Origin of the sequence: Curtobacterium sp. ODYSSEY 48 V2 (assembly GCF_023712625.1) — a bacterium.
GTDB lineage: Bacteria > Actinomycetota > Actinomycetes > Actinomycetales > Microbacteriaceae > Curtobacterium.
Genome location: NZ_JAMAXX010000004.1, coordinates 274,479 through 295,167 on the forward strand (window position 1 = coordinate 274,479; position 20,689 = coordinate 295,167).

The following is a 20,689-nucleotide window of genomic DNA, read 5'->3' on the forward strand; positions in this document are numbered from 1 at the left end:
GAGGACGACGACCGTGACCATCATCGCCACCGACCTGGACACCGGACCCACCACCGCCCGCGCCGCCGGGATCGGTCGCACGACCCCGCGGTTCGCCGAGGTGGTGGAGGCCCGCCGACAGCGTGGCCTCCAGATCGCCGCGGTGTCGACCGGTCTGCTCTCGGTGACCGTCGCCGCGTCCGCAGCGATCCTGCTGGGACTGTCCGCATGAGCATCCCGCGCAACGAACTCGGCATCCGCGGGTCGCGGCTCTCCCGCGGGACCCGCGCGCTGCCCGGGGCGGACCACTCGGTCGCCGACACCGTGCTGCCGGTCCGACGGTCGGCCGCCGCCGACGCACCGACGCAGCCGATCGACATGCGAGCCCTGCTCGCCGAGGCCCTCGACGCCGCTCGCGTGTCGGGCCAGTAGGCTCGCGCCACCCGCGGTCCCGACCCTGCAGAAGGCACATGACCCTCCTCACCCTGACCCCCACCGTCCGTGAGTCCCCGACACAACGCCGGGCGTCGACCGCGGCGGACACCCTGTTCACACGGCACGGCGTCACCCCGGTGACGCTCGACGACGTCGCGGACGAGGCCGGACTCACGCGCGACGAGCTCACTGCCGCGTACCCGTCGAAGCGGGAGCTCGTCATCGCCGTGCTCCAGCGCTGGCACGGCGCGTGGCGACGGGCACTCGACGGCATCGCTCGGGACGCCGACGATCCGCGGGACGAGGTCCTCGGGGTGTTCGGGTACCTGGAGCAGTGCTTCGCCGACGAGGGCTGGCGCGGCTGCGCGTTCATCAACGGGCACGCGGAACTCGGGCGCACCGACCCGGCGGTCGCCGAGCTCGCGCGAGCGCACTTCGCCGACGTCGAGGCACACCTGACGCAGCTCTGCGCGCGTGCCGGCGTGCCGTCGCACGTGGCGCAGGCACTCTCGTTGCTCGTCGAGGGTGCCCGGGTGGAGTCCGCCGTGCAGCGGTCGGCGCAGCCCGCACGGGTGGCTCGCCTGGGTGCCGCGATGCTCCTCTCGGTCTACGAACCGCGCACGTCCTCCTGACACCGCCCGTCGGGGTACGTCGCAGGGGTACAGGAGCCTGGGTCCCGCGCGATCCGGACGGTAGGAACGAAGGATGACAGCGACCGCCTTCTGCCTGCACGCGCTGGGCTCGAGCTCGGAGGAGTTCGCCCTCCTCCGCTCCGAGCTCGCCGGCACCCTCGACCTCGTCGGCATCGACCTGCCGGGCTTCGGGCGGAGCCCCGCCTCCGGTGGCACGACCGTCGAGGAGATGGCCGTGCTCGTCGAGCGGGCGATCGGGGCGAGCGGCGCCACCGAGTGGGCGATCGTGGGTCACTCGATGGGTGGCAAGGTCGCGACGGTCGTCGCCGACCGCACGGTCTCGGGCGCGAACGGCCTGTTCGGACTCCGCGCCGTCGTCCTCCTCGCCGCCTCGCCCCTCGCTCCCGAGCCGATGGACGAGGACCGCCGCGACGCGATGCTCTCGTGGGCCGCGGACGGGCCGATCGAGCCGGACCACGCGGCGGAGTTCGTCGACGCGAACACCGCCGACGTGCTGCCCCCGGACCGGCACGAGCAGGCCGTGCAGGACGTGCGCCGCACCGACCCGCGCGCCTGGCGCGACTGGCTGCTCCGCGGTAGTCGGGAGGACTGGTCGACGACGGCCGAGCCGAACCCCGTCCCGGCGCTCGTGCTCGCCGGCGCCGAGGACGGCGACCTGGCGGCCGGAGCGCAGCGTCGCCTCACGATGCCGCACTGGCCCGCCGCCGAGCTGCACGAGGTACCTGGCGCCGCGCACCTGCTGCCGTGGGAGCGCCCGCAGGAGGTCGCCGCGCTCGTGCGCAGCTTCTGGGAGCGGCGTGTCGCCCACGGACCGGTCGTCCCCGCCGACCAGGCCCGGGTGATCGCCTCGCCGCGGGTGAGTGCTCGGACCCGGGGCGTGCTCGCGGTGCGTGCGCTGCCCGACGACCCCGCCGCGACGCCGGAGGCCCTGTCCCCGCAGCAGCTCGACGTGCTCCGGGCGGTGGCTCGGATCGTCGTCCCGCAGGCAGGGCCGGGAGAGGTGGACGTCGCGCTCCGTGTCGACCGTCAGCTCGCCGCCGGGCAGGGCGACGGATGGCGCCCCGACGGGATGCCGGAGGACGCCGACGCCTACCGCGGTGCGCTGGACGTGCTCGCGACGGTCGGTTCCGGCGACCTGCCCGCGGTGCTCGAGGACGTCGCCGCCGGCCGGTACCGGTCGGACGGCCCGCTCGGGGCGGAACAGCTGCGCGTCTGGTTCGAGGACGCCAGCGTGGACCTCGTGAAGCAGTGGCTCGCCCACCCCGCCACGATGTCCGAGATCGACTACGACGGCTTCGCCAACGGTGGCGACGGCGTCCGGAAGCAGGGCTTCCAGCTGCTCGGAGCCGGGCAGCGGGAAGCGTGGGAACCCGAGGGAGCAGGACGATGAGACTCGACGCACAGCGCCACCACCAGGACGACGAGGTCGTGGACGTCGTCGTCGTCGGGACGGGTGCCGGCGGCGCCCCGCTGACCGCTCGCCTCGCCCGCGAGGGCCTGAGCGTCGTCGCGTTCGAGGCCGGTCGGAACACCGAGCCCGGCGACCACACGCCCGACGAGGTCGAGGCACCGGCGGACATCAACTGGATGGACGAACGCTTCAGCGGTGGTGCCGCTCCGACCGCCTTCGGTCCGAACAACAGCGGGACCGGCGTCGGCGGCTCCACCCTGCACTGGGGCGCCTTCACCCCGCGCCCGAGCACGCACGACCTCCGTCTGCGCACCGAGAGCGGGCAGGGCGAGGACTGGCCGATCGACCACGCCGAGCTCACCGCGTACATCGAGCGCGTCGAGCACGAGGTCGGCGTCGCCGGCCCCGCGCACTACCCGTGGGACCCGGACCGCCGGTACCGGATGGGTCCGCCCGCGCGGAACGCCTCGTCGGACATGATGATGCGCGGCACCGCGGCGCTCGGCATCACCGCGACGGACGCACCGGTCGCCCTGACCACCGAGGACCGGGTGCAGGAGCACCACGGGCTGCGTCAGGCGTGCGTGTCCTGCGGGTCGTGCCACCAGGGCTGCCGCAACGGGGCGAAGGTGTCGATGGACACGACCTACCTGCCCGCCGCCGTCGCCTTCGGCGCGGAGATCCGTCCGGAGTCGTTCGTGCACGGCATCGAGCTCGACGCCGACGGCAGGGTGTGCGCCGTGCTCTACACGCGCGACGGCCGTGAGCGCCGCCAGCGGTGCCGGTCCCTCGTGCTGGCCGCGGGTGGGGTGGAGACGCCGCGTCTGCTCCTGCACACCGGGCTGGCCAACAGCAGCGGCCAGGTCGGTCGGAACTTCACGGCGCACGGGGCGACCCAGGTGTGGGCGACCTTCGACGAGTCGATGCGGTCGTACCGCGGCTACCCGTCGTCGATCATCACCGAGGACTTCGTCCGGCCCGCGGACGCCGACTTCGCCGGTGGGTACCTGATCCAGAGCCTCGGCGTCCAGCCGCTGACCTTCGCGACCACCCTGGTCCGTGGCGGGGGGCTGCGCGGTGCCGAGCTCGTCAAGGCCATGCGCGACTACCCGCGGACGGCCGGCGTCGGCATCAACGCCGAGTGCCTGCCGTACGACGACAACCGGCTCGTGCTCTCCGACGACCTCGACGAGCACGGCGTGCCGCGGGCCCGCGTGACGTTCTCGCCGGGTTCGAACGAGGACGCGATCCGCGCCCACGCCGTCCGCACGATGACCGCCATCGTCGAGGCTGCCGGCGGGACCGACGTCCGGGTGCTCGAGCGCACCGCCCACACGATCGGCACGGCGCGCATGGGTTCCGACGCCGGGTCGTCCGTCGTCGACCCGGCGGGTCGGTCGTGGGACGTGCCGAACCTGTGGGTGTGTGACAACTCGGTGTTCCCGAGTGCCGTCATCGCGAACCCCGCGCTCACGATCATGGCGCTGTCCCTGCGCACCGCCGACCGGTTCCTGCGGGACGACCCGGCAGCAGACCGGCAGCGCGCGACGGCCGCAGCGGCCTGACCCGAGGTGCTGCGCGGCACCGCCGCGCAGCACCTCCACGACCCGCGTCGCGCACGGCACACGTCCGCGCAGGGAACGGGAGCCGGTCCTTGCCGCGCAGGGACCGGGAGCCGGCCTCAGCCGCGCAGCGCCAGTGCCTCGCTCGTCCACCGGGCGTGCAGCGCCCACGGGTCGTCCACGCCCGCGGCGACCCGTGCGACGTGCTCGAGCAGCGCGGGCGTGGTCCGGAACCACTCCGTCCTCGGGAACCGGTCGTCGGCGAAGGCCGTGTGCCGTCGTCGCTCGACGGACCGGTCGCCGCGTTCGAACGCCAGGAGCTCCTGGTGCGGCACCGCTGCGAGCCGTCGCCGCGGGTTCGCGGTCGTGCCGATCTTCACCCGGTCGCCGAAGTCGTCGCGCTGCCGCAGGTAGTAGACGACGTCGACGCGCGGCGGTGGCAGCTCACCGTCGGGCACGTCGCCCCACCGCCACTCGCACGTCCCGCACAGCACGGCGCTCGGCCAGCGCACGCCCACGCGCGACCCGCAGACCGGGCACGGGCCCGGCAGCGCGTCCTCCGTGCCGACGTGCTCCGCCGCGACCTCGGCGACCAGGGTCACGTGTCCGCCGCAGAGCGGCAGGACGGCGGCGAAGCCGTCCGCGGACGGCGCGTCGCAACCGGGGACGCAGCAGGCGAGGACGGCAGGAGGGGTGACCACCCGGCGGACGCTAGCGTGCGCCACCGACGCGCACCGGGCCTCCCGGCCGACGCACGGAGCGGGGTCGCTCAGTCCGCGAAGATCACGCCGACCGGCTCGCGCTTCTCCTCCTGGAACCGGTCCTCGGCCCGTCCGAGCGCCCAGTACGCGGACAGGGACATCTCCGCCTTCTCGAGGCACCACTCGTCCTGCAGCACGCGGCGGAGCGCCTTCACCGCGGTCCGCTCGCCGTGCGCGAAGACCTGCACCGGTCGGGAGGCACGGGGCAGCGCCCGAGCGGCGGCCACCAGCAGCGCGCCCGGCTCGGCGCCGGTGGCGTCGCGGTGCAGCCACCGCAGGTCGACCCCGTCCGGGTGCTCGAGCGGCTGCTCGTCGGCTGCGCCGCCGACCTCGACGAGCGCGACGCCGCGGGCGTCGTCGGGCATCGCGGCGAGGGCCGCGCCGATCGCGGGCAGCGCGCTGTCGTCGCCGAGGAGTACGTGGGTGACGGTCGGGTCCGTCGACGGCGCGTACCCGCCGCCGGGCCCGGACAGGGCGAGCAGGTCGCCGGGCTGTGCGGCGGCGGCCCACGGGCCGGCGAGGCCCCGGTCGCCGGGCCCGTCCTCGGGCCGGTGGTCGTCTCGCCCGTGGTCGTCGTGCCCGTGGTCGTCGTGCAGCACGAAGTCGATCGCGATGGTCTCTGCGGTGTGGTCGACGGACCGGACCGTGTAGGTGCGGCGCGCCGGCCGCTGGTGCTTCGGCAGGGTCTCGCGCAGCGCCTCGAGGTCGTACGGCGGGGTCAGGCCGCTCGACGGCGGCGCGAGCAGGAGCTTGACGTACTTGTCCGTGGCGGCGAGGCGGTCCGGGTCGGCCCCGTCGACGAAGTCCCGGAAGGCCGGACCACCGAGGTGGACGCGCACCATGTGCGGGGACAGGTGCTCCGTGCGGTCGACGACGAAGACGTGCTGGGTGCGCTTGGGACTCATCCTGGGATTCCTCTTCCGGTGCTCGACCTTGCCAGCTACTGAGGTTAGCCTCACCTCATGAGTCCGACCGTGACGCCGTTCTCCGAGCTCCTGCGCCGGCGCTCCCGCACCGCTGCGGACCCGGCCGTGTGGATCGGCGGTGCCCACGACCTGCTCGCGGGGGAGTGCGACGTCGCCGACTACGCCGACCTGCTCGGCCAGTACGCCGTCGTGTACGACGCCCTCGAGCGTGCCGCCGAGCGGATGGCGGACCACCCGGTCGCCGCACCGTTCGTCACGACGCAGCTCACCCGGATGCCCGCGATCCGCGCCGACCTCGAGTACCTCGTCGGTCCGGACTGGTCCGAGCTCTGCTGTCCGACCGCGGCGACCACCGCGTACGTCCGTCGCCTGTGCGCCGTCGCGGCGACCTCGCCCGGGGCGTTCGTCGCGCACCACTACACGCGGTACCTCGGGGACCTGACGGGCGGCCCCACCCTGGCCCGGATGCTCGAGGACCGGTTCGGGTTCGACACGAACGGCGTGCTCTTCACGATCTTCGACCAGGTGGCCGACCCCGCCGCCTTCGAGGACACCTACCGGGCCCAGCTCGACGCGGCCCCGTGGTCGGACGCCGAGCGCGAGGCCGTGCTCGCCGAGGTGGAGCTGGCCGCAGGCCTCGACCGGGCGCTCGTGGCCTCGGTGCGTCGCCCGACGGCGGGCGATGGTCGGACCGTGCCGCTGCTCCCCGCCTGACCGTGCCGGTGCTCCCCGCCTGATCGGGCTCCGGGCACGACGGGGCAGATCGACCGCCGGCGCGTCCACCGCCGCGTCCGTCGGCGCGCTGGCGGGCCGTGCCCTGGGCGGTCCGCGGTCCGTCCGGACGGTCGTCGTCACGTGCCCGCGTCCGCCGGTACAGTGCTGGGGACCCGGGACGCGGTCCCGGCGCAACGTGAGAGGAACCCATGACGGCGATCGACGGATCGACGCGCCACGGGCGCGCACGGGACGACGTCAGCGGCGCGGTCGACAGCGACCTGCGCGCGGACGTCCGGTACCTCGGCAACCTGCTCGGGCGGGTGCTGCGGGAGACCGGGGGTGACGAGCTGCTGCACGACGTCGAGAGCCTGCGCGCCGCCGTCATCGACGCCTACGAGGGCTCCGACGCCGAGGGCGCCGCCCGTGCCGAGGCGATCGTGGCCGGCATGTCCGCCGAGCGGGCCGAGGCCGTCGCCCAGGCGTTCACGACGTACTTCCACCTGACGAACCTGGCCGAGGAGCACCACCGCGTGCGCGTCCTCCGTGCCCGGGGCGACGACGGCGGCCTGCCCGGCGACTCGTTCCCCGCGACGTACGCCTCGCTCGTCGAGCAGGTCGGCGCCGACGAGGCCGCCGCGCGCCTGGCCGACCTGCGGTTCCACCCGGTGCTCACCGCCCACCCGACCGAGGCCCGCCGTCGCGCGGTCACCACGGCCGTCCGGCGCATCACCGACCTCATCGACGAGCGCGACCGCTCCCGCAACGCCACCGCCCGCGCCGAGAACGAGCGGCGGCTGCTCGAGGAGATCACCACGCTCCTGCGCACCTCACCGCTGCGCACGACCCGGCCGACCCCGCTCGACGAGGTCCGCACGGCGATGAGCGTGTTCGACCAGACCCTGTTCGAGATCGTGCCGCAGGTCTACCGCCTGCTCGACGACCGGCTGCTCGGCGACGACGCCGGTCGGGTCCCGGTGACCGCACCGGCCTTCGTGCGCTTCGGCACCTGGATCGGCGGCGACCGCGACGGCAACCCGCACGTCACCGCCGGCGTCACCAAGCAGGCCGCCGACATCGCCGCCGAGCACATCCTGCTCGGCCTCTCCCGCGCAGCCACCCGCATCGGCTCGGCACTGACGCTCGACGCCGCCGAGACCCCCGCGGACGCCGGACTGCAGGCCCTCGTCGCAGCGCAGGAGCAGCTCGACCCGGGCATCGCCGAGCGGATCGGCGTCCGTGCCCCGAACGAGACGCACCGTCGCGCACTGCTCTTCGTCGCCGCCCGCATCCGCGCGACGCGCCGCGGCCAGGAGGGCCTGGCGTACGGCGACCCCGAGGAACTGCTCGCCGACCTCCGGGTGATCCAGGCGTCGCTCGTCGCCGCCGGTGCCGTCCGGACCGCGAACGGCGACCTGCAGAACCTCGTCTGGCAGGTCGAGACCTTCGGGTTCCACCTCGCCGAGCTCGAGGTCCGTCAGCACTCGCAGGTGCACCGGAACGCCCTGGCGGAGATCCGGGCCGGCGGCGAGCTGAGCGAGACCACGGAGGAGGTCCTCGCGGTGTTCCGCACCGTCGCGGACCTGCAGCAGCGCTACGGCGTCCGTGCCGCGCACCGCTACATCGTCTCCTTCACGCAGTCGGCCGCCGACCTGGCGAACGTGCACGAGCTCGCCCGTGCCGCCTGCGGTGACGCGGCCCCGGTGCTCGACGTCATCCCGTTGTTCGAGACGTTCGCCGACCTGCACGCGAGCGTCGACATCCTCGACGAGGCCGTGCGCACCGAGCCCTTCCAGCGGCGGCTCGCGGCGACCGGGCGTCGGCTCGAGGTCATGCTCGGCTACTCCGACTCGTCGAAGGACGTCGGCCCGGTCTCGGCGAACCTGGCGCTCTACGACGCACAGGCACGGATCGCCGACTGGGCGCGCGAGCAGGACGTCCAGCTGACGCTGTTCCACGGCCGCGGCGGATCGCTCGGCCGCGGTGGTGGCCCGGCGAACGAGGCGGTCCTCGCACAGCCGCCGGGGTCGATCGACGGGCGGCTCAAGCTCACCGAGCAGGGCGAGGTCATCTTCGCCCAGTACGGCGACCAGGACATCGCGGCACGGCACCTCGAGCAGATGGCCTCGGCGACGCTGTTCGCGTCGTCGCCGTCGAACGAGGAGCGCACGGCCGTCGCGGCGACCCGCTTCGCCGACCTCGCGCAGCAGCTCGACGACGTCTCGCGCCGCGCGTTCTACGACCTGGTCAAGGCGGACGGCTTCGCGCCGTGGTTCGCCCGCGTCACCCCGATGGAGGAGATCGGACTCCTGCCGCTCGGCTCCCGCCCGGCCCGACGCGGCCTGAGCGTGGAGTCGCTCGAGGACCTCCGAGCGATCCCGTGGGTGTTCTCGTGGACGCAGGCACGCATCAACCTCGCCGGGTGGTACGGCCTCGGCTCCGCGCTCGAGGCCGTCGGCGACGTCGATGCCCTGCGCGCCGCGTACGCGGAGTGGCCGCTGTTCGGCGCGATGATCAAGAACGTCGAGATGTCGCTCGCGAAGACCGACGAGCAGATCGCCCGCCGCTACCTCGAGCTCGCCGACCGCGACGACCTGGCCGCCAAGGTGCTCGACGAGATGCTCCGCACCCGCGACTGGGTGCTGCGGGTCTCCGGCGGGAGCGACGTGCTCGAGGACCGTCCGGTGCTCGCGCGTGCCGTGCGGCTGCGCAGCCCGTACGTCGACGCGCTGTCGCACCTGCAGCTGCGCGCCCTGCGGGCGATCCGGACCTCCGGCAGCACCGACCCGACGGACGGCGACCACCGCCTGCTCCTGCTCACCGTCAACGGGGTCGCGGCCGGTCTGCAGAACACGGGCTGATCCGCCCACGACCGCGTCACGGACGGGAGGCGCGGTGCCGGCGGGCACCGCGCCTCCCGTCCGTCACGGGTCAGCGTGGTGCCCGACGGCCGTCGCGGATCGGTCCGCGCAGGCGTAGCGTGGCGTCGGTGACGACGGAGCGCGCGGGGACCGGACCGACGACCGCGACGACCCGGCTGCCGCCGATCGTCCCACTGGCACTGATCGTCGGCGTCTCGCCCTTCGCCACCGACATGTACATCCCGGCGCTCCCGACGATCGCCCGCGACCTCGACACCACGCCCGGGGTCGTGCAGCTGTCGCTCACGGCCTTCCTCGTCGCGTTCGCGGTCGGCCAGCTCCTCGCCGGGCCCGTGAGCGACGGCACCGGACGGCGACCGCTGCTCCTCGTCGGGACCGTCGGCTTCGCGCTGGCGTCCGTCGGCTGTGCGCTCGCACCGGACGCGGGCACCCTGGTGGCCGCCCGCGTGCTGCAGGGACTCGCCGGTGCGGCCGGAGCCGTCGCCGGTCGTGCGATGGTCTCCGACACGGCCTCGGGGCCACGGGCGGCGACGGTGTTCGGCACCCTGGCCGCGATCAACGCCGTCGGGCCGGTCGTCGCACCGCTGGCCGGCGGCGCCGTGCTCACCGTCGGGTCCTGGCGCCTGATGTTCGTCGTCCTCGCCGTGCTCGGGGTGGCGTTCGCCGTCACGGTCGTCCTGCGCTTCGGTGAGACCCTCCCGCCGGCCGCCCGGGGCGGGACCGGCTTCCGGGCGAACGGGCGTCGCATCCGGGACCTGCTCGCGATCGGGCGCTTCCGGGCCTACGTCCTGACCGGGGTGCTCTCGACTATCGGCTTCTTCGCCTACATCGCGACGAGCTCGTTCGTGTTCCAGCAGCAGTACGGCTTCTCGGAGCAGCGTTACACGCTCGTGTTCGCGACGAACGCCTCGGTGATGGTCGTCACGACGCTCGTGTTCCGCCGCGTCGTCGGCCGGTTCTCCGAGGACTCCCTGCTGACCGCGGGGCTCGCCACGGGGACCCTCGGCAGCGCGGTCGTCCTGGTCGCCGCCCTCGCCGGAGCGGGACCCGTGCCGGTCTGGTGCGGGCTCGCGGTGGTCACCGGGGCCTGGGGGTTCGTGCTGCCCGCGGCCATGACCCGGACGCAGCACGTCGGCGCTGCCCACCCGGGGACCGCGGCCGCACTGCAGGGCGGTCTCACCTTCGGACTCGGCGGGCTCGGGACGCCGCTCGCGGGTGCGCTCGGCGGGACCGCGACCGCGATGGGCGCCGTGATGGCGACGCTCATGGCGGCCGCCGTCGTCGTCCAGGTCCTCGCGACGCGGCGAGGCCGTACCGCCTGACGGCTCACACCCGGTAGGTTGCAGGGTGCACCCGCACCGAACCGAGGAGGCCCCTGCATGGACATCGTCGTACACGAGGCGACAGACGACACCGCCGTGCTGGAGTGCAGCGGACGACTCAACATGGTGAGCGCGGGAGCCTTCCGCGAGACCGTGGCGAAGGTCGTCGAGGGCGGACGCTCGCGTCTCGTCGTCGAGCTCTCCGGCGTCGAGTTCATGGACTCGTCCGGACTGGGCGCCCTGGTCGGCTGCCTGAAGACCGCGCGCCAGGCCGGGGGAGACCTGCGGCTCGCCGCCCCCTCCGAGCAGGTGCAGATGGTGCTCAAGCTCTCCAACATCGACAAGATCCTGCGGACGTACCCGGACGGGGACGCCGCGGTGACGAACTGGGCATGACCGTGGCCACCGGCGAGCACGTCCTCGACCTCGCCTGCCCGCCCGACGACGTCACGGCGGTGCACACGTTCCTGTCCTCGGTGTGGGCACACGAGCCCGAGCTGTCCCTCGAGGACCGCATGGCGCTCGAACTCGCCCTCGTCGAGCTCGCCTCGAACGTCATCGAGCACGGAGCCGGCGGTCGTCCGGTGTCCTGCTCGCTCCGGATGGACGTCGGCCCGGACGAGGTCACGGTGTCGCTGTCCGACGACGGTGTGCCGGTCCTGGTCGACCCGTCGGCGGCGCACCTGCCGGACGCGCTGGCCGAGGGCGGCCGCGGGCTCGCGCTCGTGCAGATGGTCGTCGACGACCTGCGCTACGAGCGGGTCGACGACCGGAACCGATGGGTCGTCCGGCGCGGCCGCCGCTGACCGGCCGCCGCTGACCGGTCGCCGCTGACCGGTCTCCGCGTCCGGCCCGCGCATCATCCGTTTCCCGCACGGGAGGAGCCGGTCCGCGCACCCCGGGACGGTGCGCATGCGGGACCGGCGATGTCGTGTCACGCTCGGTCCGGTGACGACCGAGACGCGCGCTGACACCCGGATGCGCTACGAAGCCGTGGGGACCGACCTCGGCGCGGCGCTCCAGCTCTTCTCGGACGCGTACGACGGCGCGCACTTCGCTGCGCGCCACACCGCGCGGTCGTTCGGGTACCGCTTCAAGGCGGTCGGTGACGCGTCGATGTCGTTCCGGTCGACCCACTTCGACGCGCACGCGACGGGTGAGGCGTCCTCCGGCGACGACTACGCCGTCATGTGGGCGACCGACGGCGGAGGCACGGTCGACGTCGGTCGGGACGAGGCGTCCTTCGCTCCCGGGCACGCGCTCGTGTTCCCGGCAGGTCGGCCCTTCGTCTTCGAGGTCGAGGACGTCCGGCAGAACCTCGTGCACTTCGACCGGAGGTTCCTCGAGGGCATCGCGGCGGAGGAGCACGGCGGGCAGGCGGGCGCGATCGTCTTCGACCACACCGCGAGACCGCACGCCGAGGACCTGCGGGTGTGGAACGCACAGGTCCGACGGGCCGCGCAGGTCGTCCTCGGCCCCGCGGCTCCCTCACCGCTCGTCATGGCCGAGACCGCACGCGAGACCGCACTCGCGATGCTGCGGACCTTCCCGCACGAGCAGATCGCGCCCGAGGTCCCGATGCCGCAGGGTGCGACGAGCCGGGTCCGCGAAGCGGTCGAGTACATGCACGCCTACGCGCACACCCCGATCACGACCACCGACGTGGCCGAACACGTCGGACTCAGCGTCCGCGGGCTGCAGCAGGCGTTCCAGCGGCAGGTCGGGACCGCCCCGAACGCCATGCTCCGTGGCATCCGGATGGACCGCGTGCGCGAGGAGCTCCACCGGGGCACCCCGGGGGAGCTCACGGTCGCCGCGGTCGCGGTCCGGTGGGGCTTCGCGCACCTCGGTCGGTTCTCGGCTGCCTACTCGGCGCGGTTCGGCGAGTACCCGCGCGACACCCTGCACAGCTGACGGCCGTCGCCGCCAGGGCTGCCCGCTCCGCTGCCCGGATGCCCGCTCCGCTGCCCGGATGCCCGCTACGCTGCCCGGATGGAGGAGCAGCTGCGCCCGGCGGACCGGCACCCCTGGGTCGTCGTCCCGGGCATCTGGGGGTCTGACCCCGAGCACTGGCAGTCCCGCTGGCAGGACGAGCGCGCCGACGGTGCGGTACGCATCGCACCGAGGTCCTGGTCGGACCCGGAGCCCGGCGACTGGAGCCGGGCGATCACCGAGGCCGTCGACGCCTGCTCCCGGCCGCCGGTGCTCGTCGCGCACAGCCTGGGCGTCCTGGCGGTGGCCGACTGGTTGGCAGAGCACGTCGTCGACGGCGCTCACGAGCGGGTCGTCGGCGCGTTCCTGGTGGCACCCCCGGACCCCGGGGCGCCGGTGTTCCCCGCCGAGGCTGCCGGCTTCCGCGCTCCGCGCCGACCCGTCGCGGTACCGACCGTGCTCGTGGTCAGCGACGACGACCCGTACTGCTCCGTCGACCGAGCCGTCGCGTTCGCCGGCACGCTCGGGTCCCGGGTGGTCCGGGTGGGGGACCGGCAGCACGTGAACGTCGCGAGCGGTGTCGGTGCCTGGGACGAGGGTCGGCGCCTGCTCGACGACTTCGCGGAGTCGCTCCCGAGGCCCTGACACGCCGCTCATCTCCGACCCGGTACGTCACGTCCGAGAGTGCGGGATGCGCGACACACCGCGGATCTCCCCGCATCCGGCGCGCGTGATATCTATCCTGCGTCACATGGAGACCCAGCCCGGTGCGCGCACCCCCCTCGTCGACCCGTTCGGTCGCGAGCTCGAGGAGTGGCTCCGAGACGTCCCGGCCACCCGTACGCCGTACCTGGCGGACCTCGTGGTGCCGCCGGTCACGGGTCCGGTGCAGCGCCCGGTGACCACGGACGCCGTCGCCGAGCCTGCCGTGCCCGTCGGCCCTGGTACGGCTGCTGCCGAGCCCGAGCCCGGGTCGGCGTCGGACGCACCCGCACCCGCGCTCGTACCCGCCGCTGCCGCGCCCGCCGCCGAGCACTCGGAGCCCACCGCCTTCCGTCGTCGTGACCGTGCACGACACGTGGCGGCCTGCGCCCCGTCGTTCCCCGAGCCGCCCGCCCGGATCGCCCTGCGCATCGAGGACCTGGCGGTCGAGGTCTCCGCCACGAGCGGCCGCACCACGATCGACCGCATCGTGCTGCTCGAGGACGAGGTCCGCCGCCGCGACGAGGACCTCGCGCGCCTCGCCGCCTGGGAGGCCACCGTCGCCCACCTCGACGACGCCGAGGTCGACGCCGCGCGCGCGTTCGCCCGCGCCGTCTTCGCGGACCTGCTCGCCGACGCAGCGGACGAGGTCGCGCGCCGTGATCGTGCCGCCGCCCGACGCGCCGCCACAGCACCGGTGCCGACGCCGGTGCGTGCAGCAGCCGCCCCGCGCGCCGCCGCACCCCGGACCGACGTCGCGACCCCGACGCGACCCGTCCAGCGGGCCACGACCGCACCGACCACGACCGGGGTCCTCGCGACCACGGGCTCGGGTGCCGTCGACGCTGCGGCGACCACCCCGGGCCGCGAGCTGCCGGTCCGGCCGGTGCTGGGCCTCCCGGTCGGCTCGCCCCTGTCGGCCGCGACCCGGCCCGCTCCGCTCGTCCAGCCGGCCACCGGGCCCACCGTCATCGACCGGGCTGCCTTCGCGGCCGCGCTGACCGCGCACACCGGTGCGACGGCGAGCACGCCGGTCGTGCTGCCCGAGGCGGTGGCCCTGCCCGCGAGCGAGACCACGGCGAGCCACGACGACGAGCACGCGCCGGCGACGGACAGCACCGGACCCGGCTGGTGGGCTCGCCTCGTGGCACGTCTGCGGTCCCTGTTCGGCCGCCGCTGAGCGACCCGGACCCCGCCTGCGGCTCGGTAGACTGACGGGATGCCGACGCTCCGCGAACTCCAGGCCGTGATCGAGGACCTGTGGCCCTCCGCCGGCGCCGAGTCCTGGGATGCCGTGGGGCTCGTCTCCGGGCACCCGGACCAGCCGGTCGAGCACGTCCACCTCGCCGTCGACGCCGTGCCGGCCACGGCAGACGAGGCGGTCGCCGTGGGTGCCGACCTGCTCCTCACCCACCACCCGCTCCTGCTCCGCGGCGTCACCACGATCGACGAGACGACCGCCAAGGGACGGGTCCTCGCGACACTCGTGCGGGGCGGGACCGCCCTGCTGGCCGCGCACACGAACGCCGACGTCGTGACGACCGGTACCTCGGCCGTGCTCGCGGACCGGCTGGGCCTCTCCGAGCAGCGGCCGCTCGAGCCGGGCGCCGATCCCGGCACCGGCATCGGTCGTGTCGGGGTCCTGCCGCACGGGACCACCCTGGGCGCGCTCACCCGGCAGCTCGTCGACCTCCTGCCGCCGACGGCGACCGGGGTCCGGGTCTCGGGCGACTTCGACCGGCCCGTCCGCACGGTCGCGCTGTGCGCCGGGGCCGGCGACGCCTACCTCGGCAACGCCGCGGTCCGCACCGCCGACGTCTACGTCACGAGCGACCTCCGGCACCACCCCGCCTCGGAGTTCCGCGAGCAGGCCCTGCTCGTCGACGGCCCGGCGCTGGTGGACACCTCGCACTGGGCGACCGAGTGGCTCTGGCTCGACGTCGCCGCCGAGCAGCTCCGACGACTCGCCGGCGTCCGCGTGACCGTCAGCGACCTGCGCACCGACCCCTGGGACTTCGCCGTCCTGCCCGCGGCCGAGCCGACACCCGGACCGACCGCTGCGGACGGCTCCGGCTCGACCGGTACCGCCGCTCCCACCCCCGCCCCCGAAGGAGACCGACCGTGAAGGCAGCACCCGAGGACCAGGTCGTCCTCCTCGACCTCCAGCGCCTCGACAACGACGTGACCCGTCTGTCGCACCGCATCACCGCCCTGCAGAAGGGCGATCGGCTCACGGAGCTCGGCACGACCGCCGCCTCGTTGCGCGCCGAACTCGCCGCCGCGACCGGCCAGGTCGAGGACGCCGAACGGGAACGGACACGCCTCGAGTCGGACACCGCGACGGCGCAGGCCCGCATCGAGCGCGACACGACGATGCTGCAGAACGTCTCCAGCGCGAAGGACGCCGCCGGGCTCGAGAGCGAGATGGAGTCCCTCCGTCGCCGCATCGGCGACCTGGAGACCGCCGAGCTCGAGGTGATGGAGCAGCTCGACGTGCACCGCGCTCGCGTCGGGGACATCGAGGCGAAGCTCGCCGGGGTCGAGGCGGACCGTGCCACCCTGGTCGCGGAACGTGACTCCGAGATCGCCCGTGCCGAGGCCGACCGCGAGTCGGCGGTCCAGAGCCGTGCGGCCGTCGCCACGAAGGTGCCCGCGGACCTGCTGGCGCTGTACGACCGGCAGCGTGCCCGCTACGGCTTCGGTGCGTCGCTGCTGCAGGGCGGGGTCTCGACCGCCTCGGGCGTGACCCTCACGAACTCGGACCTGCAGGACATCCGTCGGGCCGCGCCCGACGACGTCGTTCTCTGCCCCGACAGCGACGCGATCCTGGTGCGCACGGCCGAGTCCGGCCTGTAGACGCGGGACCACCGGACGGGAGGCTCGTGGCGACACCGCCACGAGCCTCCCGTCCGTCGTCGGTGGGGACGCGCGGGGCGCGCTCGTGGTGTCGTGTGTGCGAACGGGCCGGCCGTACGCCGGGTTCTGTCCCGCTCTCGCGGTGACGGCCATCTCTCTCGGACCGACGTTGCCGCCGGCCTCCAGCGGTCCACCCGAGGACTCAGCGAGCAGCCTCGTCGTCCTCTGTCTGACCTTGCTCCGGGCGAGGTTTACCGAGCGGATCCGGTCACCCGGACCCCTGGTGGTCTCTTACACCACCGTTTCACCCTTACCGACGTCGCCGCCGGCGGTCTGCTTTCTGTGGCACTGTCTCGCGGATTGCTCCGGGTGGGTGTTACCCACCGCCCTGCTCTGTGGAGCCCGGACGTTCCTCGGCACTCCCGGGGGAGTGACGCGACCGTCTCACCGACCCGTTCGCACCCCCGAGTCTACCGCTGCCGACCCCGTCCCGCGCCCGCCTGCTGCCGACGGTTCCGCCGTCCGGCCTCCTCCTGTCCCGCCGTCGTTCGCCGAGCGGGCCAGATCTGTCACGCTCGACGCTGACACCCGACCGATCGCACCCGGTCGTCGGAGCACGCGCGGCATGTCCTGCTCGCTCGCCGGACAGCCGGAGCCGGCCGCCGGCGGACGGGCAGGAGCAGCGCTGTCGGCAGCGCAGCCTACTTGCTGCGCGCCGCCAGGGTCGCTGCCCCGATGATGCCGGCGTTGTTCCGGAGGGTCGCGGGGATGATGTCCGCCTGCAGGTCGAGCAGCGGCAGGAACTCCTCGTGGTGCTTCGACACACCGCCGCCGACCACGAAGAGCTCGGGGGAGAGCAGGGCCTCGAGCGTCGAGTAGTACTTCTGCAGGCGCTTCGCCCAGTGCTTCCAGGACAGCTCGTCCCGCTCCTTGGCCGCGAACGAGGCCTTCGTTTCGGCGTCGTGCCCGTCGATCTCCAGGTGGCCGAGCTCGGAGTTGACGATGAGCACGCCGTCGTTGATCAGCGCCGTGCCGATCCCGGTCCCCAGGGTCGTGACGACCACGAGCCCGTCCTTGCCCTTCGCCGCGCCGAACTGCTGCTCGGCGAACCCGGCGGCGTCGGCGTCGTTGACGAAGTGGATGGAACGACCGAGCTCCTTCTCGAAGAGCGCCTCGGCCTCGAAGCCGATCCACTTCTTCGACACGTTCGCAGCCGACATGGTCTTGCCGTCACGGACGATCGCGGGGAAGCAGACCCCGACGGGCACGTCGGCCGCCGGAGCGAGTTCGTCGAGGATCGACTTGGCGACCGCGACGATGTCGTGCGGCTTGCCGCCCTCGGGGGTGGCCTTCTTGATCCGGTCGGTCGTGAGCTCGCCGGTGGCGACGTCGACGATCGCGCCCTTGATGCCCGTACCGCCGATGTCGACGCCGACTGCGAGGGAGGTCATGAGAAGCGGTGCCTTTCGAGAGTGTCCGTCAGGAGACGGTGAGGAGTTCCGCGCCGCGCTCGGTGACGACGAGGGTGTGTTCGAACTGTGCGGTCCAGGACTTGTCGCGGGTGCTGACGGTCCAGTCGTCCGACCAGATGTCGGCCTCGATGCCGCCGAGCGTGAGCATGGGCTCGATGGTGAACACCATGCCCGGCTCCATGACGTCGTCGAAGCGCGGCGCGTCGTAGTGGGGGATGATCAGCCCGGAGTGGAAGGCCCGACCGACGCCGTGACCGGTGTAGTCACGGACGACGCCGTAGCCGAAGCGCTTCGCGTAGGCCTCGATCGCTCGTCCGATGACGTTGACCTGCCGTCCGGGGGCCACGGCCTTGATCCCGCGCTCGAGCGCGGTGCGGGTGCGATCGACCAGGTCCTGCACCTCCTGCGACGCCTGCCCGACGACGAACGTGCGGTTCGTGTCGCCGTGCATGCCGTCCTTGTAGGCGGTGATGTCGATGTTGACCAGGTCACCCTCCTGCAGCACGGTGTCGTCCGGGATGCCGTGGCAGATGACCTCGTTCAGGCTCGAGCAGAGCGACTTGGGGTACCCGCGGTAGCCGAGCGTGGAGGGGTAGGCCCCGTGGGACACGACGAACTCGTGGCCGATCCGGTCGAGCTCGTCGGTGGTGACCCCGGGGCGGATGGCGTCCCCGACGGCGTCGATTGCCTGCGAGGCGATGCGTCCCGCGGCCCGGATCAGCTCGACCTCGTCCGGCGTGTACGTGTCACCGAGTCCGTGCTCGTGGGGCTCGACGCGCCCGACGTACTCGGGACGCTCGATGTCCTTCGGCACGGGGCGCTGGGGGGAGATCCGGCCGGCGGTCAGGTGTCCGTGTTCGTCCCGGGGCATGCCGACCACTCTAACCGGGTGCGGCAGGCCGCCGTCCCGCCGGCGTCGGCGCCGAGCCGCCGGCGGCCGCGCGAGACGCCCCGCACGTGCGCGAGACGCGGCACGTGCGCGAGACGCCGGCGTCGGTGCGAGACGCCTCGCCGGTGCCGGGACGCCGCGCCGACCGACACGTGCGCGAGCCGCCCTCGCCGGTGCCGAGACGCCGCGCCCACCGGCACGTGCGGGAGACGCCGGCGTCGGTGCGAGACGCCCCGTCCGTGCCGAGACGCCGCGAGATCCGGCGGCGTCTCGCGGTGCCGAGGGCGTCCGGCGGTGACGCCGGCGTCTCGCGGCGCCGCGCGGGGCACCGGCGACGCCCCGGCTCGAACCCGCCCTCAGGACCGCCCGCCCAGCGCCCCGCGCCCGACGCGACGGCCTGGAGGCGCGGTGCCCGCCCGCCGGACCGGCACCGCGCCTCCACGCCGGTCACCCCCACCGCCCGGCCGTTCCCCGCGACCGTCCCCGGTCCGCGACCCCGCGAGTCTCGAGCTGAGCGACCGATCGCGCGCCCCGGTGCCCGAGGACCGTCGCCAAGCCCGAGACTCGGCTGCGGACCCCGCACCCGTCGCGCGCGGGCACCGCCCGACCGCCGTGGGTACGGTGGCGCCATGAGCGACGAACGCATCGAGTCCCAGTGGTGGTTCAACGAGAAGACGCACGAGGTGGAGCAGGGCCCGCAGTCGCCGCAGCGCGACCGCATCGGCCCGTTCGACACCCGCGAGGACGCGCAACACGCCCTGGACCGCATCAAGGCGAACAACGAGCGCTGGGACGACGCGGACCAATAGGCTGGGAGCCCCAGCAGCACCACGGAAAGGGCGTCCATGGACAAGCAGACGGACTTCGTGCTCCGCACCATCGAGGAGCGGGGCATCAAGTTCATCCGACTCTGGTTCACCGACGTCATCGGCACGCTGAAGTCCGTCGCGATCGCCCCGGCCGAGGTCGAGGGGGCCTTCGCGGAGGGCATCGGGTTCGACGGCTCCGCGATCGAGGGCCTCACGCGCTCCTACGAGGCCGACGTCCTGGCGCACCCGGACCCCTCGACGTTCCAGATCCTGCCCTGGCGGGGCGAGGTCGACCCGACGGCGCGGATGTTCTGCGACATCACGACGCCCGACGGCCAGCCCGCCGTCGCCGACCCTCGCAACGTGCTGAAGCGGACGCTGGCGAAGGCGAGTGACCGTGGGTTCACCTTCTACACGCACCCCGAGATCGAGTTCTACCTGCTGAAGAGCCGCGACTGGGCGGACGGCGGCCCGCAGCCCGTCGACCAGGCCGGCTACTTCGACAACGTCCCCGGCGGCAGCGCCCACGACTTCCGCCGCCGCTCGGTGCGCATGCTCGAGGACCTCGGCATCTCGGTGGAGTTCTCCCACCACGAGGCCGGCCCCGGGCAGAACGAGATCGACCTCCGCTACGCCGACGCGCTGACGATGGCGGACAACATCATGACCTTCCGCACGGTGGTGAAGGAGGTCGCGATCGAGCAGGGCGTCTACGCGACCTTCATGCCGAAGCCGCTGTCGGGGCAGCCCGGCTCCGGCATGCACACGCACGTGTCGCTCTTCGAGGGCGACCAGAACGCCTTCTACGAGGCCGGCGGCGAGTACCAGCTGTCGCAGACCGCGAAGCACTTCATCGCCGGTGTGCTGCGGCACGCGCCGGAGATCACCGCCGTGACGAACCAGTTCGTCAACTCGTACAAGCGCCTGTGGGGCGGTGACGAGGCCCCGTCCTTCGTGACCTGGGGCCACAACAACCGTTCGGCCCTGGTCCGCGTGCCGCTGTACAAGCCGAACAAGGGCCAGTCCGCCCGCGTCGAGTACCGCGGCATCGACTCCGCCGCGAACCCGTACCTGGCGTACTCGCTGCTCCTCGCGGCGGGCCTCAAGGGCATCGACGAGGGCTACGAGCTCCCGCCGGAGGCCGAGGACAACGTCTGGAGCCTGTCCGACGCCGAGCGCAAGGCCCTCGGCTACAAGCAGCTCCCGGCCAGCCTCGACCACGCGCTCGGTCTGATGGAGGACTCGGAGCTCGTCGCCGAGACCCTGGGCGAGCAGGTCTTCAACTTCGTGCTGCTCAACAAGCGGCAGGAGTGGAAGGCCTACCGCGACCAGGTCACGCCGTTCGAGCTCCGCACGAACCTCGGCGCGCTCTAGCAGCCGCCCG

Annotated in this window: 21 protein-coding genes and 1 other RNA gene; 17 read left to right on the forward strand and 5 right to left on the reverse strand. The window is 73.6% G+C overall.

Going from position 1 to position 20,689, the window contains the following annotated elements:
* Nucleotides 1-13: 13 nt before the first annotated feature.
* The 5 genes from M3666_RS08310 to M3666_RS08330 all read left to right on the forward strand — a co-directional run bounded on the left by M3666_RS08310 (nucleotide 14) and on the right by M3666_RS08330 (nucleotide 4,043).
* Nucleotides 14-211, forward strand: coding sequence for a hypothetical protein (locus M3666_RS08310; protein WP_066653991.1), 198 nt, complete (start codon nucleotides 14-16; stop codon nucleotides 209-211).
* Nucleotides 208-411, forward strand: coding sequence for a hypothetical protein (locus M3666_RS08315; RefSeq protein WP_066653993.1), 204 nt, complete (start codon nucleotides 208-210; stop codon nucleotides 409-411). The genes M3666_RS08310 and M3666_RS08315 overlap by 4 nt, the downstream gene beginning before the upstream one ends.
* A 38-nt stretch (nucleotides 412-449) precedes the next feature.
* A complete protein-coding gene (locus M3666_RS08320) occupies nucleotides 450-1,046 on the forward strand; it encodes a TetR/AcrR family transcriptional regulator (protein WP_251154977.1) in 597 nt (198 codons plus the stop codon).
* A 73-nt stretch (nucleotides 1,047-1,119) separates the two neighbouring features.
* A complete protein-coding gene (locus M3666_RS08325; RefSeq protein WP_251154978.1) occupies nucleotides 1,120-2,457 on the forward strand; it encodes an alpha/beta fold hydrolase in 1,338 nt (445 codons plus the stop codon).
* Nucleotides 2,454-4,043 carry a GMC family oxidoreductase gene (locus M3666_RS08330; RefSeq protein ID WP_251154979.1) on the forward strand — a complete coding sequence of 530 codons (1,590 nt, stop codon included), beginning with the start codon at nucleotides 2,454-2,456 and terminating at the stop codon, nucleotides 4,041-4,043. The genes M3666_RS08325 and M3666_RS08330 overlap by 4 nt, the downstream gene beginning before the upstream one ends.
* A 116-nt stretch (nucleotides 4,044-4,159) precedes the next feature.
* Here M3666_RS08330 and M3666_RS08335 read toward each other — a convergent pair whose 3' ends face one another.
* The gene (locus M3666_RS08335) at nucleotides 4,160-4,741 is read right to left on the reverse strand and encodes a GIY-YIG nuclease family protein (RefSeq protein ID WP_066654002.1); all 582 of its coding nucleotides are present in this window, start codon (nucleotides 4,739-4,741) and stop codon (nucleotides 4,160-4,162) included.
* A 68-nt stretch (nucleotides 4,742-4,809) separates the two neighbouring features.
* On the reverse strand, nucleotides 4,810-5,706 hold the full coding sequence (locus M3666_RS08340; RefSeq protein ID WP_209682899.1) for a siderophore-interacting protein: 897 nt from the start codon (nucleotides 5,704-5,706) through the stop codon (nucleotides 4,810-4,812).
* Nucleotides 5,707-5,763: 57 nt separating this feature from the next.
* Here M3666_RS08340 and M3666_RS08345 point away from each other — a divergent pair, with 57 nt between their 5' ends.
* The 10 genes from M3666_RS08345 to M3666_RS08390 all read left to right on the forward strand — a co-directional run bounded on the left by M3666_RS08345 (nucleotide 5,764) and on the right by M3666_RS08390 (nucleotide 16,135).
* Nucleotides 5,764-6,441, forward strand: a complete 678-nt coding sequence (locus M3666_RS08345; RefSeq protein ID WP_251154980.1) for a heme oxygenase (biliverdin-producing) — start codon at nucleotides 5,764-5,766, stop codon at nucleotides 6,439-6,441.
* 209 nt (nucleotides 6,442-6,650) lie between these two features.
* Nucleotides 6,651-9,302, forward strand: a complete 2,652-nt coding sequence (locus M3666_RS08350; RefSeq protein WP_251154981.1) for a phosphoenolpyruvate carboxylase — start codon at nucleotides 6,651-6,653, stop codon at nucleotides 9,300-9,302.
* 128 nt (nucleotides 9,303-9,430) lie between these two features.
* Nucleotides 9,431-10,645 (forward strand): multidrug effflux MFS transporter, encoded by a 1,215-nt coding sequence (locus M3666_RS08355; RefSeq protein ID WP_251154982.1) that lies wholly within the window; start codon nucleotides 9,431-9,433, stop codon nucleotides 10,643-10,645.
* Between the two features lie 57 nt (nucleotides 10,646-10,702).
* Nucleotides 10,703-11,041, forward strand: a complete 339-nt coding sequence (locus M3666_RS08360) for an STAS domain-containing protein (RefSeq protein WP_066654011.1) — start codon at nucleotides 10,703-10,705, stop codon at nucleotides 11,039-11,041.
* On the forward strand, nucleotides 11,038-11,451 hold the full coding sequence (locus M3666_RS08365; RefSeq protein WP_066654013.1) for an ATP-binding protein: 414 nt from the start codon (nucleotides 11,038-11,040) through the stop codon (nucleotides 11,449-11,451). The genes M3666_RS08360 and M3666_RS08365 overlap by 4 nt, the downstream gene beginning before the upstream one ends.
* 142 nt (nucleotides 11,452-11,593) lie before the next feature.
* On the forward strand, nucleotides 11,594-12,559 hold the full coding sequence (locus M3666_RS08370; RefSeq protein ID WP_209682893.1) for an AraC family transcriptional regulator: 966 nt from the start codon (nucleotides 11,594-11,596) through the stop codon (nucleotides 12,557-12,559).
* Between the two features lie 78 nt (nucleotides 12,560-12,637).
* On the forward strand, nucleotides 12,638-13,222 hold the full coding sequence (locus tag M3666_RS08375) for an alpha/beta hydrolase (RefSeq protein WP_251154983.1): 585 nt from the start codon (nucleotides 12,638-12,640) through the stop codon (nucleotides 13,220-13,222).
* A gap of 106 nt (nucleotides 13,223-13,328) precedes the next feature.
* A complete protein-coding gene (locus M3666_RS08380) occupies nucleotides 13,329-14,459 on the forward strand; it encodes a hypothetical protein (RefSeq protein ID WP_066654019.1) in 1,131 nt (376 codons plus the stop codon).
* A gap of 39 nt (nucleotides 14,460-14,498) precedes the next feature.
* Entirely contained in the window at nucleotides 14,499-15,404 is a 906-nt protein-coding gene (locus tag M3666_RS08385) for a Nif3-like dinuclear metal center hexameric protein (protein ID WP_066654021.1), read from the forward strand.
* A complete protein-coding gene (locus M3666_RS08390) occupies nucleotides 15,401-16,135 on the forward strand; it encodes a zinc ribbon domain-containing protein (protein ID WP_066654022.1) in 735 nt (244 codons plus the stop codon). Before M3666_RS08385 ends, M3666_RS08390 begins: the two co-directional genes overlap by 4 nt.
* 99 nt (nucleotides 16,136-16,234) lie before the next feature.
* On the opposite strand, the gene rnpB is transcribed toward M3666_RS08390, so the two are convergent.
* The 3 genes from rnpB to map form a co-directional block, all read right to left on the reverse strand.
* Nucleotides 16,235-16,591, reverse strand: an RNA gene (gene rnpB / locus M3666_RS08395) — RNase P RNA component class A.
* Between the two features lie 245 nt (nucleotides 16,592-16,836).
* Entirely contained in the window at nucleotides 16,837-17,586 is a 750-nt protein-coding gene (gene ppgK / locus M3666_RS08400; RefSeq protein WP_066654024.1) for a polyphosphate--glucose phosphotransferase, read from the reverse strand.
* Between the two features lie 28 nt (nucleotides 17,587-17,614).
* Nucleotides 17,615-18,478 (reverse strand): type I methionyl aminopeptidase, encoded by an 864-nt coding sequence (gene map / locus M3666_RS08405; RefSeq protein WP_066658125.1) that lies wholly within the window; start codon nucleotides 18,476-18,478, stop codon nucleotides 17,615-17,617.
* 647 nt (nucleotides 18,479-19,125) lie between these two features.
* Between map and M3666_RS08410 the strand changes: the two genes are divergently transcribed.
* Together M3666_RS08410 and glnA are read left to right on the forward strand one after the other, a co-directional pair.
* Entirely contained in the window at nucleotides 19,126-19,305 is a 180-nt protein-coding gene (locus M3666_RS08410) for an SPOR domain-containing protein (protein WP_066654026.1), read from the forward strand.
* A 36-nt stretch (nucleotides 19,306-19,341) separates the two neighbouring features.
* Nucleotides 19,342-20,679 carry a type I glutamate--ammonia ligase gene (gene glnA, locus M3666_RS08415; RefSeq protein WP_066654028.1) on the forward strand — a complete coding sequence of 446 codons (1,338 nt, stop codon included), beginning with the start codon at nucleotides 19,342-19,344 and terminating at the stop codon, nucleotides 20,677-20,679.
* Nucleotides 20,680-20,689: the final 10 nt, after the last annotated feature.